General features: G+C 52.0%; 16 protein-coding genes. 7 read left to right on the top strand and 9 right to left on the bottom strand.

Features of this window, described 5'->3' with window-relative positions; all coding sequences use genetic code 11:
* Positions 1-472 precede the first annotated feature (472 nt).
* From uvrC to VEI96_09055, 6 genes are all read left to right on the top strand, one after another.
* Positions 473-2269: an excinuclease ABC subunit UvrC gene (uvrC, locus tag VEI96_09080; protein ID HXX58138.1), complete on the top strand. Its 1797-nt coding sequence runs from the start codon at positions 473-475 to the stop codon at positions 2267-2269.
* The gene (locus VEI96_09075) at positions 2266-2820 is read left to right on the top strand and encodes a hypothetical protein (GenBank protein HXX58137.1); all 555 of its coding nucleotides are present in this window, start codon (positions 2266-2268) and stop codon (positions 2818-2820) included. The genes uvrC and VEI96_09075 overlap by 4 nt, the downstream gene beginning before the upstream one ends.
* Positions 2821-2844: 24 nt before the next feature.
* Positions 2845-3777, top strand: a complete 933-nt coding sequence (locus VEI96_09070; GenBank protein ID HXX58136.1) for a carbohydrate kinase family protein — start codon at positions 2845-2847, stop codon at positions 3775-3777.
* A 39-nt stretch (positions 3778-3816) separates the two neighbouring features.
* The gene (locus VEI96_09065) at positions 3817-4899 is read left to right on the top strand and encodes a hypothetical protein (protein HXX58135.1); all 1083 of its coding nucleotides are present in this window, start codon (positions 3817-3819) and stop codon (positions 4897-4899) included.
* 261 nt (positions 4900-5160) lie between these two features.
* Complete coding sequence (gene nifJ / locus VEI96_09060; protein ID HXX58134.1) at positions 5161-8745, top strand: pyruvate:ferredoxin (flavodoxin) oxidoreductase; 3585 nt, start codon at positions 5161-5163, stop codon at positions 8743-8745.
* Positions 8746-8756: 11 nt separating this feature from the next.
* A complete protein-coding gene (locus VEI96_09055) occupies positions 8757-9242 on the top strand; it encodes a ferritin family protein (protein ID HXX58133.1) in 486 nt (161 codons plus the stop codon).
* 94 nt (positions 9243-9336) lie between these two features.
* Here VEI96_09055 and atpE read toward each other — a convergent pair whose 3' ends face one another.
* The 9 genes from atpE to serS form a co-directional block, all read right to left on the bottom strand.
* The gene (atpE, locus tag VEI96_09050) at positions 9337-9684 is read right to left on the bottom strand and encodes an ATP synthase F0 subunit C (GenBank protein HXX58132.1); all 348 of its coding nucleotides are present in this window, start codon (positions 9682-9684) and stop codon (positions 9337-9339) included.
* Between the two features lie 30 nt (positions 9685-9714).
* Positions 9715-10401, bottom strand: a complete 687-nt coding sequence (gene atpB / locus VEI96_09045) for a F0F1 ATP synthase subunit A (GenBank protein HXX58131.1) — start codon at positions 10399-10401, stop codon at positions 9715-9717.
* Between the two features lie 94 nt (positions 10402-10495).
* Complete coding sequence (gene prmC, locus VEI96_09040) at positions 10496-11371, bottom strand: peptide chain release factor N(5)-glutamine methyltransferase (protein ID HXX58130.1); 876 nt, start codon at positions 11369-11371, stop codon at positions 10496-10498.
* The gene (gene prfA, locus VEI96_09035) at positions 11368-12435 is read right to left on the bottom strand and encodes a peptide chain release factor 1 (protein ID HXX58129.1); all 1068 of its coding nucleotides are present in this window, start codon (positions 12433-12435) and stop codon (positions 11368-11370) included. Before prfA ends, prmC begins: the two co-directional genes overlap by 4 nt.
* Complete coding sequence (locus VEI96_09030) at positions 12419-13306, bottom strand: DUF1385 domain-containing protein (protein ID HXX58128.1); 888 nt, start codon at positions 13304-13306, stop codon at positions 12419-12421. The genes prfA and VEI96_09030 overlap by 17 nt, the downstream gene beginning before the upstream one ends.
* Before the next feature lie 84 nt (positions 13307-13390).
* Positions 13391-13591: a 50S ribosomal protein L31 gene (rpmE, locus tag VEI96_09025; GenBank protein HXX58127.1), complete on the bottom strand. Its 201-nt coding sequence runs from the start codon at positions 13589-13591 to the stop codon at positions 13391-13393.
* A gap of 108 nt (positions 13592-13699) precedes the next feature.
* Complete coding sequence (locus VEI96_09020) at positions 13700-14191, bottom strand: hypothetical protein (GenBank protein HXX58126.1); 492 nt, start codon at positions 14189-14191, stop codon at positions 13700-13702.
* Positions 14192-14248: 57 nt separating this feature from the next.
* Positions 14249-15271, bottom strand: a complete 1023-nt coding sequence (locus VEI96_09015; GenBank protein ID HXX58125.1) for a LysM peptidoglycan-binding domain-containing protein — start codon at positions 15269-15271, stop codon at positions 14249-14251.
* Positions 15272-15337: 66 nt separating this feature from the next.
* Entirely contained in the window at positions 15338-16660 is a 1323-nt protein-coding gene (serS, locus tag VEI96_09010; protein HXX58124.1) for a serine--tRNA ligase, read from the bottom strand.
* A gap of 84 nt (positions 16661-16744) precedes the next feature.
* Here serS and VEI96_09005 point away from each other — a divergent pair.
* The coding region (locus VEI96_09005; GenBank protein ID HXX58123.1) for a hypothetical protein at positions 16745-16980 on the top strand (236 nt) is incomplete at its 3' end.

Genomic DNA, 16980 nt, shown 5'->3' with positions numbered 1-16980 from the left:
TTTATAGTTTTCAAAGAACAACCCCGCATTACCTTGAGGCATAAAGCCATTTGAGGCTTTGACAAAGTGGGTATCTCGGTGGATGCTTAGGCTTCCCCTCTGTCCTTCAGGGCTTTGGGGCTTGCATCACCACATCCGCATTCCGATTCCCTTTCATATGCGTGTTCCCTCAAGTTGACCCCACCCCAAGGTACTGCAGAGAAACAGAAACCCTCACAAGTGGCTACACTCTCAAAAAAAACCACTTGCATGTCTTACTCTTCTTAAAGCCTACACTTAGAATAACATTTTTGGAGATATAGTCAATGGGGAAATATTAGAGGTTACAAGCAAATAGAGACATAAATTTGCCATTAAACCTTTTTTTCTTATGATATATCTTATTTATTGATAAATAATCGCTATTAACCATATTTTACACAGAGACAATGCCGGCTTGACGCTGCCGGCCGCCTTTGATTAGTATGTCTCTATGAGGGAAGACAAACTGGTGCATATTCCTGAAAAACCCGGCGTCTATCTTCTCAAAGGACAAAAGGAAAAGATCCTCTATGTGGGAAAGGCAAAGAACCTGAAAAAACGTCTCATGACGTATTTTCAGAGACCCGAGGCCCTCGACATGAGGAAGGCGTCCATGGTAAAGCTTATCGTCGACTTTTCTTACATCATAACTGAAAATGAGCTTGAGGCTCTCGTACTTGAGGCCAGCCTCATAAAACAGTATAAGCCGCGATTCAATATCGTATTGAGAGATGATAAGAACTATCCCTATCTGAAACTGACGATCGGAGAAGACTGGCCACGGTTGGAGGTTGTAAGGAGGATAGAGAGAGATAATTCCCTCTATTTCGGACCCTATGTGCCAGCCCAGGGCATGTGGGATGCCCTCGCCTTCATCAGAAAGAATTTCCCTATCAGATTGTGCGACTACGCATTGGGTAAACCGATGAGGCCATGCATTCAGTACCAGATGGGCAGATGCGGCGCACCATGCGACGGTCGGATAAGCAGGGTCGCGTATAAGAAAACGGTTGAGGAGGTGATCCTCTTCTTAAGGGGCAAGAGGGTGGAACTCCTTAACAATCTCGAAAGGAAGATGCATCTCCTCTCACGTGAACTTAAATTTGAAGAGGCCGCACGCATAAGGGACAGAATAAAGAATATAAAGCTTGCGTGGGAGTCCCAAAGAGTCGTCGCGCCCGAGCTCGGAGACATCGATGCGATCGGCTTTTATTCGGACGGAATAGATGCGGCGCTTGATGTTTTTTTTGTCAGAAACGGGGTTCTCATCGGTACCAAGGATTTCTATCTCAAAGATGCCGGGAAGTCGCGGAGGGGAGAGGTTCTCCACGGTTTTATCGAGATGTTTTATGCGGGAGATATTATCCCTCCTGAAGAGATCATTACCGCTTCCAAAACGGATAATCGAGCAAGCCTTGAGGCCTGGTTGAGGCAGAAGAGGGGGAAAAAGGTCGGACTAAGAGTTCCGAAGACAGGCAAAAAGTTCGATCTCCCGAAAATGGCCGATGAAAACGCAAAGCAGTTATTTCAGCTCAAAAATGTCGCGCAGGGCGATGAAGATGAAATAGTAACGGGAATTAAGGACCGCCTCGGTCTTCCCTTTCTTCCGCAAGACATCGGCGCTTTTGATGTTTCGACGATAGCGGGGAGCGAATCAGTGGGAGCCTTTATTTACTGGTCCCATGGAGAGTTTAAGAAAGACCTTTACAGACACCTCAGGATCAAGACCGTTTCCGGAGTTGATGATTATTCGATGATGCATGAAGTCATCACGAGAACGCTAAAGAACCTCGGCGATGAGACCCCGAACCTGATCGTAATAGACGGAGGAAAAGGGCAGCTCGAAATAGCGAGCGATGTTATTGAAGCAAATAAAATTACCGGCAGGGATGGAAAAAGACCGGTACTTATTGCCGTTGCAAAGGATCCTGACAGGGCATTAACGCTCGCCGGTGAAGTCGTGGACCTCGAGGATGGGAGCCCGTCCTCCCTCCTCCTTAAGAAGATTCGTGACGAGGCACATAGGTTCGCCGTAGCGTATCACAGAAAGCTCCGAGACAAGAGGCTCATCGAATCGCCTCTCGAAAAGATTTCCGGCATAGGGAGGAAGAGAAGGCTTGAACTTTTGAGATATTTTGGTAGTATAGATGATATAGGTAACGCTACCGTGGAAGAAATAGCAAAGATTCACGGTTTCAACAGGAGAATTGCCAGCATCCTTTTAGAAGCATTAAGGAGGCACGAATGAAAAAGTTCTCGATAATTCTCTTTAGCCTCATCTTGCTCCTCCCGCCCGCTGCCGGGGCTGCATACAAGATTTACCTGCGAAACGGTTCTGCGATATCAGGGGTAGGTTCATATGAGAAACAGGGAGAAGATATCCTTATCCAGTTTGGCGGGGGCTCCATGGGTATCAAGGCGAAAGACGTCCTGAAGATTGAAGAGACGGGAGCTCCTGAAAAAGACTTCCGGTCGACATCCGGCATCGAGAGTCGAGAGGAAGCACCGCCTCCCGCTGTTGCGTCACCCCCTGACAGGACCGGACGCGTGATCGACTTAAAGGGAGAGCTCGATTCTCTTAATGCGGAACTTGGGACTGTCGAAGAAGATGAGGCCAGGCTGAAGACATCCATCGACCAGAAGAAGATGAGCCGTCCCAGGTATACCACGCTTCAGCTCCGGCAGCTGGAGGCTGAGTTGGCCCCATTACAGCAAGAATTAGCTACTGTCCAGCAGAGGAAGAGCGGCCTCACTCAGCGAAAGGCCCAGGTGGAAAGTGAGTTAAAGAGCCTGGAATGAGCCGAAGCATCCGCCACTAGAGTCGTGAATATCTATATCTCCGGTTCGCTCGCGTATGACAGAATCATGGACTTTCCGGGTAAGTTCTCGGACCACATCCTCCCCGATAAGATCCATATCCTTAATGTCTGTTTCACCGTCAACGGAATGGTCGAAAAATTCGGGGGCACTGCAGGCAACATCGCGTATTCGCTCAGCCTTCTCAATGAGAAGCCCTTCGTCCTCGCCACGATCGGCAGAGATTATCATCGTTATTTCTCGTGGCTGAAGGAGCACGATATCCCTACGGACGGAATCAGGATCATCGATGACGAGTTTACCGCGGGGGCATACATCACAACCGACAAGTCGGACAACCAGATAACAGGCTTCAATCCCGGTGCGATGAAATATCCGTCTGAATACCTATTCGAAAATGCAGAGTCTGACAACGCGATAGCTCTTTTTGCCCCCGGAAACCTGCAGGACATGGTTGTGTATGGAGATGTCTGCCGCGGTAACGGAGTACCGTTCATCTGCGACCCGGGTCAGTCCCTCACAGCATGGGAAGGGAAATCTCTCGCTCGATGGATCGAAGGGTCGATGGCCCTCATCTCAAATGATTACGAACTCGAACTGATCATGAAGATGACGGGACTGAATAAGAACGACCTCCTGCGAATGACGGGTTTCATCATAACTACTCTTGGAGAAAAAGGCTCGCTCGTGAGTTCTCGTGATCGTGATCTCATCATCCCGGCGGTGCGTGTGCGTGCCGTTGTCGACCCTACCGGAGCTGGTGATGCTTACAGGGCGGGCTTGTTAAAGGGGCTCGCTACGGGACGAGCTATTGAAAAAGCCGCAAGAATGGGCGCCGTTACAGCCGCGTATGCGGTGGAACAATACGGAACCCAGGAGCATCATTTTTCCTACGAGGATTTCTTAAGCCGATACAGGGCGAACTTCGGGGAAATCTAAAGGCTGAACCTGCAAGGAGCATGCATCCGGCAATCTGTCATGATCAATGAAGACGCCTTAAGAATTTACCTCAAGAAGAAATTCAGTGTTCCTCTCGTCGAAATCAGAAAGATCGGCTCTGGGGTTCAAGGAGCTGGCTTTCTCGTGGAATGGAAGACAGAACGCGGTCCGGTCTCGTATGTCATAAAGTCGCTCCTTTCCGAAGGCTTCGGGCATGATTACCCGTCGGACCGGGCAGGCGTCTTTCTCCTTGACCTTGATGAATTCAATAACCTGCCGGGACACATCAGAGCAGTTGACGTGCTCGCCGAGATGGAAGACGGCTCAGTGCAATCTGTCGGCGGAGGAAAAGAATATTATCTCCTGATGGAGAGAGGAGAGGGTACGGATTATTTCCTTGATCTCCTCGAATTTTCAAAAAAGGAGAGCCTTGATCACGAGGACGTCGAGAAGATAAAGGCTATGACATCGTACCTGGCGAATATCCATAGTACGAAGAAAGATTCGAAGACCCTCTATTGGAGGAAATTGAGAGAAACCGTCGGCCACGGTGAATGTCTCATGGGAATTTTCGATCTATACCCTGAAGGAACCACCTCGCTTCAGGAGATGACGGATATCATCAAAAGATCGGTTGACTGTGTATACCGGTTGCGGCCCCGGGTCAAAAGGCTTTCCCAGATTCATGGTGACTTTCACCCCGGGAATATCTGGTTTAAAAACAGGAAAGGCAAAAATCTCGCGCCTGCGGACACGGAACCCCACGCCGCTGACTTCATCCTTTTGGACAGAAGCCGCGGTCCATGGGGTGACCCAGCAGATGATGTGACGGCCCTGACCATCAACTATATCTTCTTTTCGATAAAACATCATGGATCGGTCAGAGGCCCCTATCTGGAAGGGCTAAAACTCTTCTTTCGGGATTACGTGCAGCGATCGGGGGATTCAGAGATCCTGTCGGTGCTCCAGCCCTTTTATGCGTTCAGGGGAGCAGTGGTGGCCAATCCGGTCTTTTATCCGGAGGTAACGCGTGAGCAGAGGGAGATGATATTCAAGTTTGTCCATAACATCCTCGCTTCGGAAGAGTTTGAGCCTGAAAGGGTGAATGAGTATCTGCGATAAACGAGTAACTGCCGCTTCCAGAATCCTTTCTAATGACCTTTGGTTCGCAGACGATCAGCGCCAGCAAGAGCTATAAATCTTAATAATAGGCTGATAATAGGCCTGGCAATAAAATCGTAAATTGCGCTATCATGCTATGCTATATGATTAGGCGTATATTCTGAGAAGTAACGACCTCTTTCCACCTGCTGCCTGACCCGCCGTGGGAAGAGCAGTTAACGACGGTGCATGGATGCTTTGTAATTCAAGGAGGACATTGAAATGAGCAGAAAAATGGTGACTGTTGACGGCTGCACGGCGTGCGCGCATGTGGTGCATGCCACGAATGAGATTATCACGATCTATCCGATAACCCCCTCTTCCCCTATCGCCGAGATATGTGATGCGAAATCCGCTGCGGGCAAGGCGAATATCTGGGGTTCTGTTCCTCTCGTGAGCCAGATGCAGTCGGAGGCGGGCGTCGCGGGTTCGGTGCATGGATCCCTCACAACCGGGGCGCTGACCACGACGATCTCTGCTTCCCAAGGCCTCCTTCTGATCATGCCGAATATGTACAAGATAGCGGGAGAACTCACGCCGACAGTCTTCCATGTGACAGCCCGTTCCCTCGCCGCTCAGGCTCTCTGCATATTTGGAGATCATTCCGATGTTATGGCCGCCCGTTCGACCGGGTTTGCAATGCTCTGCTCACAGGATGTCCAGGAGGCGATGGACTTTGCACTCATCGCGCAGGCGGCAACCCTCGAATCGAGGATCCCCTTTCTCCATTTTTTTGACGGTTTCAGAACGTCTCATGAAGTCCAGAAGATAGAGGAGCTCACCTTCGACGACATGAGGGCTGTGATAGACGATGACTTTGTTATCGCCCACCGCATGAGGGCGCTCACCCCCGACCGTCCCTCGTTACGTGGCACTGCCCAGAACCCGGATGTATATTTCCAGGGAAGAGAAACGGTGAATAGATTCTATGCTGCCACTCCGGCTATCGTGCAGAAGGTGATGGGCAAGTTCGCCGGTGTCGTGGGGCGGCGTTATAACCTCTTTGATTATTACGGCGACCCTGAAGCCGAACGGGTAATCGTTATCATGGGGTCGGGGGGAGAGACCGTGCTCAGCACGATCAACGCCCTGAACGCAAAAGGGGAGAAACTGGGACTCGTTCAGGTGCGGCTCTTCAGGCCTTTCGACACCGATGCATTTGCCCAAACCCTCCCTGCAAGCGTGAAGTCAATCGCCGTTCTGGACCGCACAAAAGAGCCCGGTGCGATCGGGGAACCTCTCTATCTCGATGTGAGAACCGCTATCGGCGAGGCGATCGAAAAAGGGACTGCGCGTTTCAAAGACTACCCGAAGATCACCGGAGGCCGCTATGGTCTCGGTTCAAAGGAGTTCACGCCTTCGATGGCGAAGGCCGTATTTGATAACCTCTCGGAGTCCAAGCCGAAGAATCACTTTACCGTCGGCATAAAAGATGACGTGGGCGGGACGAGCCTCGCGTATGACAACTCTTTTGCCGTTGAGGGAAAGGGAGTGTATCGGGCCATGTTCTATGGACTGGGTGCCGACGGAACGGTCGGGGCAAACAAGAACACGATAAAGATCATCGGGTCGGAGACGGATAACTATGCTCAAGGGTATTTCGTCTATGACTCGAAAAAGTCCGGCTCGATCACGACGTCTCACCTCCGGTTCGGCAAAGAGAAGATACTCAACCCTTATCTCCTTTCGACGGCTGACTTCATTGCCTGCCATAATCCGACGTTCCTCGAAAAATACGACATGCTCTCACGGGCGGAGAAGGGAGCGACCTTCCTCCTTACGACTTCCCATGCCGCAGACAAAGTATGGGACACCCTTCCCGCCGAAGTTCAGGAGCAACTCATCGCGAAGCACATGAAGTTCTACATCATCGACGCCATATCGCTGGCGGAGGAGATCGGCCTCGGTGCCAGGATCAACATGATCATGCAGACGGCGTTCTTCGTCATTTCGGGAATCATCCCGAAAGAGGACGCGATAAAGGCGATTAAGGCCGAAATCAAAAAAACGTACATGAAGAAAGGCGAGAAGGTTCTGGAGATGAACTATGCCGCGGTGGACAAGGCGCTCCAGAACATCGTTGAAGTGCCTAACCCCGGCAAGGTCACGAGCAAGTTGCGGATGCAACCGCCTGTTCCCCGAGACGCGCCGGAGTTCGTCAGGGATGTGACCGCAAAGATGATCGCGGGCCGGGGCGATGACCTACCCGTCTCTGCCATGCCTGCCGATGGAACATGGCCGACGGGGACGACACAGTATGAGAAGCGGAATATCGGTGTCCACATCCCGATATGGGAACCCGATATCTGCATTCAGTGCGGCCAGTGCTCCTTTGTCTGTCCGCATGCGACGATACGGATCAAGGCCTACGCTCCCGCGCTCCTGAAAGGCGCACCGTCAGGGTTCAGGACTGTCGATGCAAAGGGGAAAGAACTCGAAGGCCTGAAGTTCACCGTCCAGGTTGCGCCGGAGGACTGCACCGGTTGCGGTTCCTGTGTCTTCGTCTGTCCCGGTTTCAAGAAAGACGCTGAGGGCAAGAAGGTCCCCGGTTTCAAGGCTATCAATATGAAGCTCCAAGAGCCGCTGAGGGATCAGGAGGCGGGATATTACTCCTTCTTCCTCAACCTCCCTGAAACAGACCCCTCCCGGTATACCGTATCAACGCTGAGGGGAAGTCAGTTTGTGAAGCCGCTCTTCGAATACAGCGGTGCATGTGCGGGGTGCGGCGAAACGCCGTACCTGAAACTCCTCACCCAGCTCTTCGGCGACCGGCTCCTTGTTGCCAATGCAACGGGATGCTCGTCGATTTACGGGGGCAACCTGCCTACGACTCCGTACACGAAAAGGGCTGACGGCAGAGGACCGGCCTGGTCAAATTCCCTCTTCGAGGATAACGCCGAATTCGGTCTCGGCATGAGGTTGACGGTCGACAAGTTTCAAGCGCAGGCCATGGAACTCGCTGAGAAGCTGACGCAAAATCCATCCTATGCAGATGCGCGTGAGCTCTTCGATTCCATACGAAATGGCGATCAGACAACACAGGAAGGGATTGAAAAACAGAGAGGACGCGTCGCAGACCTGAAGAAGAGGCTCTCGAAGGACAGTTCACCGGGGGCGAAGAGCCTCCTCTCACTCAGCGATTATCTCGTTAGGAAATCCGTCTGGGCGGTCGGTGGAGACGGGTGGGCCTATGACATCGGTTACGGAGGTCTCGATCAAGTCATGGCGTCCGGGAAAAACTTAAACGTTCTGATCCTCGACACCGAAGTCTACTCGAATACGGGGGGACAGATGTCGAAATCTACCCCCCTCGCGGCTACCGCCCAATTCGCTGCCGGCGGGAAGAGGACCCCGAAAAAGAACATAGGGCTGATCATGGCCACGTATGGAAACGTTTACGTCGCACAGATTGCGTTCGGTGCCAATCCGGCCCAGGCCGTAAAAGCCTTTGCCGAGGCCGAGTCCTACGACGGGCCTTCCCTCATCATCGCATATTCGACCTGTATCGCGCAGGGGATTGATATGAGCAAAGGGGTTGAGGAACAGAAAAGGGCTGTGGCCTGCGGACACTGGCCGCTCTATCGCTATAACCCGGAACTCGAGGGCCAGGGCAAAAGCCCCTTAGTCATCGATAGCAAAGAGCCTACGATCTCCTTCGAGGAGTATGCCTACAATGAGAATCGTTACAAGGCATTGAAGACGAGCAGCCCGGAACTGGCGGCCGAACTCATGAAACAGGCTGAGGCCGAGGTAAGACGGAGATGGCAGTACCTGAAGCACATGGCGAAGTGGATCCGCGAACAATAAGGAGGTCTGAAATGGACATATATGAATTTGCTCTGAAAATGGAGAAGGACGGCGAAAATTATTATCGGGAGCTGGCCGTGGGCGCGAATAACAAGGGGCTGAGGAATATCCTTACCATGCTTGCCGATGCCGAGGTAATACATTACAACTTGTTCAAAAAGATGAAAGACCGGGAGAAAGTCGAGCCTGCCGATTCGGCGATACTCGACGACACGAAAAACGTATTTATGAAGATGAAGGAAGAGAAAGATGTTACCGGGCTTAATATCCAGCAAACAGAACTCTATGAGAAAGCCCTCGAGATCGAGAAAAAGAGCGAGGACTTTTACCGCGCCAAAGCGGCAGAGACTAAAGACGAGATCCAGAAGAAGGTATTCATGAAAATCGCGGGCCAGGAAAAAATCCACTATTTCATCGTCGAAAGGATACTGGATTTTGTTTCGCGTCCGCAGACCTGGCTCGAGAATCCCGAGTGGTATCACCTGGAAGAATACTAGAACGGCAAACGTGAGATCTCTGGGCCTGGACTTCCGTGACAGTGAGCGAGCTTTTGATGAAGGGGGCAGTTGATCTGCCCCCTTTTAGTGAGTATTAAAGTTTGAAAGGATTCATGAAAAGGATGATAAGCACCACGACAAGTGCATAGATGGCGAGCGACTCGATCATCGCGAGACCGATGATGAGCGTTGTCGTGATTTTTCCTGATACGCCGGGATTCCTCGCAACCCCCTCGCATGCCTTGCTGAGACCGATACCCTGACCGATTCCGGTGCCGAGTGCAGCCAGCCCGATCGCGAGACCGCAGCCCAAAGCGGCGAAGGCGAAATAGTATATCTTTGAGCCGGTTTGAGGCGCCGCCGCCTCTTCGGCGAACGCGGCAGGTGCGAGCAGCCAGACCAAAGAGAGCGCGAGAATCGTTACCGCTACGAATTTTCTCATAATGAATGTTCCTCCTTTCTCTGAAGATTCCTAATGTGCCTCTTCAACAGCCCCCGCCAGATAGAGGGTTGTCAGAAGGACAAAGACAAACGCCTGAATGAGACTCACGAGAACCCCCAATCCGAGAATCGCAACCGGCACGATCACGGGAGCCAGCAGGCCGAGGGCAAAGAGTATCATATGCTTCGCTATCATATTTCCAAAAAGCCTCACCGAAAGGGTGACCGGTCTCACCATATGCCCGATGAACTCGACAAAGAACATCAATACCATGAGCGGGAGGGCCGCTATAGAGCGTATCGGCCCAAGGAAATGGTTTATGTATTTCAACCCGTTCACCTTGATGCCGTAATAGTGCGTGGCGAGAAAGACGGGGACGGCCATAGAGGCGGTCGTATTGATATTGCTTGTCGGAGCATCAAACCCCGGTATGAGCCCCATGAAGTTGCAGACGAGGATATAGAGGCCGATCGTTCCTATGAGGGGAAAGAAATAGAGCCCCCATTTGTGACCGATATTGTCCTCCGATAGTTTCAGGAGTGATTCGACCAGCACCTCGAGGAAGTTCTGTATCCCCTTCGGCACGAGGGCAAGCGCACCCCTAATCGCGAGTGCAGCGCCTATCAGGATAAGAGAGGCAAGGAACGCGTAGGAGACATAGTGGGGCACAACGTGAGGGTTGATGATCGCATCCATGAGCAAAGCCTCTTCCTGCACCTGAGTCCTCCGGGGTCAAATTGAGCATATGTTAATGGAGCGGTCACCAAAAGTCAAGAAGGAGACCATTAAAAAAATAAATAATTCTATGAGGCTATGGAGGACATGACGCTGCCGGACCTATCCTGAGGATTCTCTCATTGCCGGCATAATCGCAGATCACTGAAAAATGCCCGATCTCTGACTTCTCCAGTATCCGTAATACATCCGGTGACTGCCCTTGCCCCAGCTCGACGACAAGGATCCCGCCATTTTCTAGATGCTCTTTCGATTGCGGCAGGATCTCCCGGTAGAATGCGAGGCCATCATCGCCCCCGTCAAGCGCCTGCCGAGGTTCCCATGCGGCAACCTCGGGTTGGAGATCCCCCATGTCAGCCTTCCTGATATAGGGAGGGTTTGAAACGATGATATGAAACCGCATCCCCAAAAGCGGCTTAAATAAGTCGCCCTTGAGAAACCTGACGTTCCGGATACCGTTCAGCCGTGCGTTTTCACCGGCATATGCCAATGCGGTTTCCGAGATATCCGTTCCGATTACCTCAGACCGGGGAAAGGCCCTTGCCAAGGCAAGGGCAAGACAACCGCTCCCGGTGCAGAGGTCGAGAATCTTCAGTGAAGCGGGCATCGAAAAGGGCGACGAGGCACGATTGAGGCATCTTATCACCTCTTCGACGATCAATTCTGTTTCAGGCCGCGGAATCAAAACACCGGGGCCAACGACAATTCTGAGTCCGCAGAAATCGACATGTCCGATGATGTACTGGAGGGGCTCTCTCTTGAGTCGCCGATTGAGGACTTCCTTCAGCCTCTCTTCCTGCAACTTTGAAAGGTCGGGGTCGTCCCGGTAAAAACCGACGCGTCCTATTCCCAGACACGATGAGAGGATGACCTCGGCTTCTTTGTGAGCGTCTTCGATGCCGCAATCCGACAGAGAGACGGAGAGCGTTTTCAGGCCGGCCGTGGCCTTCACTCCTGCATCTCCTTCACTTTCTCTGTCCGGAAGTGCGCTATCAGGGAATCGATGATCTCATCGAGGTTCCCTTCAAGGACCTGCTCGAGTTTGTGGAGTGTCAACCCTATCCTGTGGTCGGTCACTCTGTTCTGGGGATAATTATATGTCCTGATCCTCTCGCTTCTGTCTCCGGTGCCGACCTGAGTCTTCCGTTCAAGGGCACGTTCCTTCTCCTGCCTTTCGATCTCAAGCTCATAGAGCCTTGATCTCAGTACCTTCATCGCCTTTTCCCTGTTCTTAATCTGGGAACGTTCGTCCTGGCACTGAACGATCATGCCTGTCGGGATATGGACGATCCTCACGGCGGAGTAGGTCGTATTAACCCCCTGGCCGCCGGGTCCGGATGCACAGAAGGTATCGATCCTGAGGTCCTTCTCTTCTATCTTTACATCGACATCCTCGGCTTCGGGAAGGACGGCAACTGTCGCCGCGGAAGTATGGATCCTGCCCGATGCCTCCGTCACCGGGACCCTCTGAACCCTGTGAACGCCGCTTTCGTACTTAAGCCTGCTGAACGCCCCCTTGCCTTCGATTGAGGCTATCATCTCCTTGAGACCTCCGAGTCCCGTAGGGTTCGAGTCGATGACATCGACCTTCCATCTCCTCGACTCGGCATATTTCGCATACATCCTGAAGAGGCTCGCACCGAAGAGCGCAGCCTCCTCGCCTCCCGTGCCGGCCCGTATCTCGAGGATGACGCCCCGTTCATCCCTCGGGTCCTTCGGCAGGAGCATCACCGTGAGTTCCTCTTCCAACCCCGGTATTTTCGCCTTGAGCTCGTCCAGCTCTGCCTGCGCGAGTTCCCGCAGGTCTCCGTCCCCGCCTCTCAGCATCTCCTCGACGTCCTTCACATCAGACAGGGTCTTCTTATACTCCCGTATCTTATCGACGAGCTGTTGCAGCTCTGCCTGCTCCTTAGAAAGCTTCTGGTACTGCGACGGCGTCGAGAGCACCTCCGGGCTCATCAAGAGGAGGTTCAGTCTCTCATATTTCTCTTCTATCGCGCTAAGCTTGTCGAACACTCTCTTCCTCTAATTTCAAGACCTCTTTCACGGCGGTGATGGCTACCTCTATCTGCGCGTCATCCGGCTCCCTCGTGGTCAGCTTCTGTAGCATCAGGCCGGGCAGCACAAGGATATTGACGACAGAGTGGGCAGTCACCCTTGCCGATGCCCGCAAAAGCTCATAGGAGAGTCCGGCGATGACCGGTATGAGGATAATCCGGGAGAGGAATTTCTCAGAAAAAGGCCATGATTGGGGGATAAACGAAAACACGAGTATGCTGATTACCATGACAATGAGCAGGAAACTGGTGCCGCATCTCGGATGCTGGGGGCTGAAGGTCCTCACGGTCTCAACGTCGAGTTCCTTCCCCGCTTCATAGGCATGAATGACTTTGTGCTCCGCCCCGTGATATTCGTATATCCGCCTCATCTCTTTCCATAAGCCGACGAGAAAGACGTAGAGCAAAAAGATCATCACCCGGATGACTCCATCAACGGCATTAAAGACGACTGAGCTCTTTGCCACAACATGCATGACAATCCCGAGCAGCTTTGTTACGTAGAGAGGCAGAAACACAAAGAGACCGATTCCTGCCGCTATCGCAAACCCGATCGTGGAGACCATCGTCAAAGGAGTCATCGGTTTCTCATCTCCCTCGCTGTACGCCTTACTGGCCGAAAACTCTATCGCCTTAATGCCTATGGCAAGAGCCTGAAAGAGGGCAACAACGCCCCTCACGATCGGGAGCCTCCAGAAAGCTGGGAGCTTCTTCAGGGATTCTCTCTTCAGGTGTATCTCGCCTCTCTGGTCTCTCACAGCGACCGTCCAACCCAGCGGCGCCTTCATCATGACGCCTTCGATGACGGCCTGCCCTCCGATGTTCTTCATCTCATGATCCTTTCCTTCGAGTTCACACCAAAAAAAAATCGCTAGCCACCCGTGACGGGACTAACGACTCCATAGGAAAATAATCTACTTCTTCGCGTATTTTCTCTTAAACTTCTGTACCCTTCCTTCGGCATCAACCAGCTTCTGCTTACCGGTAAAAAACGGATGGCATTTTGAACAGATGTCCACATGGATCGCCGGGTTCGTCGATCTTGTAACAAAGGTCTCGCCGCAGGCACAAATGACTTTTGCCTCTTTATAGGCCGGATGAATTCCTTCTTTCAACTCACGCCTCCTGCAGGGAATTTTCTATACTATAATGCATCAGGCATGTTTTTGGCAATATGCTGGCCCCTTTCGGGCCCCCGGAACGATTCGGCAGAGAAACCGTCTTCAATGTACGGAATACTTCCGGTACGACTTCTGTCCTCGAATACAGCTGTCAATCTCCTGAAGCTTTCTTCTCTGCGCAGGCAGAAAGAGAGAACAGAGGAGGATCCCAAAGATAGCCAATGCCCCCCAGACGAAAATATATTGAAAAAATATGTTCTCCCTTATGAAATCAGGGATGAAATCGGGGAAAAGCCTCTCCGCGGCGAAGAGGATAGCGACGACGATGAAGATAAACTCGCTCAACTTCAATGATCCCCTCAGGCTTTTCTCCTGTCTCAAGAGATTGTTGTAAGATCTTATCCGTTTCTCCGCAGCGCATCCCGGGCAGACCTTGAATTCTCTGTCGAGATGTCCGATGCAGAAAGGCGATTTTCTGCATTGCTTGCAGGTAAAGCCGCCTCGCTGATCTATTAACCGCTCACAGGCAAGGCAGACGCCCTTTCCTGCCCCCTTCGAGTCGAACGGTATACTTTCCCTATTCTCCTTACTCACCCCATCATCATAACCATAACTACTGCTTCCCGATGCACAACGACTAAGGAATCCTTCCTACCTAAGGGGAACTATGGCGTCACCCGGCATGACCTCTCGCTGGGATGCCCTGATAATGGCCGTTGCAGTCTTCTCTTTCATGTTGATAACTTGAACAACTCCGTTAGGGACCTCATAGGTATTCCTTGACAGCGTACCGACCACATCACCGATCTCGACTCCGTCCCGTCGCCCTTTATCGATGTAAACAATGCTCGGCAGCGCGTTAATTTCCTTATTCTTCCTTGCGGCAACAATAAAACCGTTTACCGCAGGCCTTCCCGGTTCATCGGTGAGAAAGGGAGGTTCGGTCTCCACATACTCATCGAGAAGGTCACCAACGTCCACGTCACTGTAAGAATCGGTTATTCTGACTTTTATCTGTCCGCTCTCCTCCCCGACGACCTCAGAAATGCCGACAACCTCGATGAGATACCCCATCAGAGCGCCGGTCTGAGGATGCTTGACCCTTTCGGATACACGGAAAACATAAAACCTCTGCCCGTTCGCTACAGGCATAGCCGTATGGATATAGGCGTAATCGCCTTTCCCGAGAGCGGTTCTCTCGGTCGGGGCGCCTATTACTTCACCCACGCTCGCTACCGACTCGGTTATATAACCGCTCGCGATGAAAGTCGGTCTGTCAACGAGATATTCCTTCGCCGCTGTTGCTACCATTTTCCCCGATGGGCCTGCAGTAGTCTGGTTTGTCTTAACCTCCGGTTTGGACCCAACAGTGGCCTCCGCCCCTGCTGTTTCCGCAGATCTTGGCCCCACCTCCTTCTGGAGAAGGTAAAGGGGAATTCTAATCCTCTCATTCGGGTAAATGAGGTCTGGATTTGTTATGTCGGGGTTCTCCTTCCAGACCTTCGGCCAGAGGAAGGGGTCCGCGATCTCCTTTGAAGAAATACTCCAGAGTGTTTCTCCTTTCGTAACGGTATGCTCTCTGTACTCCTGATCCTGTCCATAGAGCGTGCCGACAAGGGGTAGAAAAAGCATACCCGCTATAGTAATAAGGATACCGTGCCGCATTATTTTCATGTCTCCTCCTTATCGCTCCTTTTATCCTCCACCATAACGAAGATAAACGGCCCTGTCAAGCACCTTTTAGCCGATTACATCCAGCTTCACGTATGACCGCAACGCCTCGGGCACTGCAACCGTTCCGTCCTTCCGCTGATAATTCTCGAGGACCGCCACAACGGTCCGGCCGATTGCGAGACCGGAACCGTTCAAGGTATGAACGAACTCTGTACCCTTCTTATTGTCACGTTTGAAGCGGATATTGGCCCTCCTGGCCTGAAAATCCTCGAAGTTTGAGCAGGACGATATTTCCCGGTACCGTTGCTGTCCGGGAAGCCATACCTCGAGATCGTACGTCTTTGCCGCGGAAAAACCGAGGTCGCCGGTACAGAGGGAGACAACCCGGTAGGGCAAACCGAGTTTCTTGAGGATGTCCTCGGCGTCCGCGGTAAGTTTTTCGAGCTCAGCGTAGGAATCCTCGGGCTTTACGAACTTCACGAGTTCGACCTTGTTAAACTGGTGCTGACGTATCAGTCCCCGCGTATCCTTCCCGTAAGAACCGGCCTCCCGCCTGAAACAAGGGGTGTAGGCGGTGTAATAGATAGGCAGATCCTGTTCCCTGAGTATCTCATCCCTATGGATATTTGTAACCGGCACCTCTGCGGTCGGGATGAGGTAGAACTCGGGATCGGCAATCCGGAACAGTTCCAGTTCGAATTTCGGGAGCTGCCCCGTTCCGGTCATGCTTTCCCGATTCACCAGTACCGGCGGAAAGACCTCCGTATAGCCCTTGGACGTATTGAGATCGAGCATGAAGTTCATCAAGGCCCGTTCAAGTTTCGCTCCGGCGCTTCTCATGAGGGCAAACCTAGCACCGGCGATTTTTGACGCCCTGTCAAAATCTATTATCCCGAGCATCTCTCCGATATCCCAGTGATTAAGGGCGGGAAAGTCGAACTCCCTCGGTTCCCCCCACGTCCTCACCATGACATTTTCTGTCTCGTCTCTGCCGACGGGCACAGACTCGTCGGGAATATTCGGGATATTCAAGAGGAAATCACGCGATTGGCCTTCAATGCTCTTTAATTTCTCTTCGAACTCCTTTATCCTGTCCGAAACACCTTTCATCTCTTCCAGGAGTCCGGCAGCATCCCCCTTTTCCCTCTTAAGCTTCCCGATCTCCTCCGAAACGACATTCCTCCGATTCCTTAGTTCATCCGATTCCTTGATTATTCTCCGCCTGCTCTCTTCCAATTCGAGCAATTTCCTGATCATGGAAGCTTCATTGGCCTGTTTAGCAGAGAACTTCTGAATTTCATCTTCGGAGAGAGCCACAGGAATGCCCCTTTTCCGAAGTCCGTCGACAACCTTTTCAGGATTCTCCCTTATGAGTTTTATATCAAGCATGGCAACCTTCCGTTCGGTCCAGGATGAAGTTATAATAAACTACTTCATGGGGTTTGTGAAGTCAAGAAAGGGAAAAAGAGCGTCATGAATAAACTCCGGTTGTTGTACGAGGCGATGTTTAAAACAATCGGCCCCCAGCACTGGTGGCCGGCGGATACGCCTTTCGAGGTTGCTGTCGGTGCCATCCTGACGCAGAATACGAACTGGCTCAACGTCGAAAAGGCGATCAATAAGCTGAAAGCCGCGAAGGCCATGGACGCGAGGAGGCTCTACGAAATGCCCGCGCATAACCTTGCGATCCTGATACGGCCTGCAGGATA

Source organism: Thermodesulfovibrionales bacterium (genome assembly GCA_035622735.1).
Classification (GTDB): domain Bacteria; phylum Nitrospirota; class Thermodesulfovibrionia; order Thermodesulfovibrionales; family UBA9159; genus DASPUT01.
The sequence above is the reverse complement of the archived record's forward strand: the minus strand, read 5'-3'. Positions and strand labels throughout refer to the sequence as shown.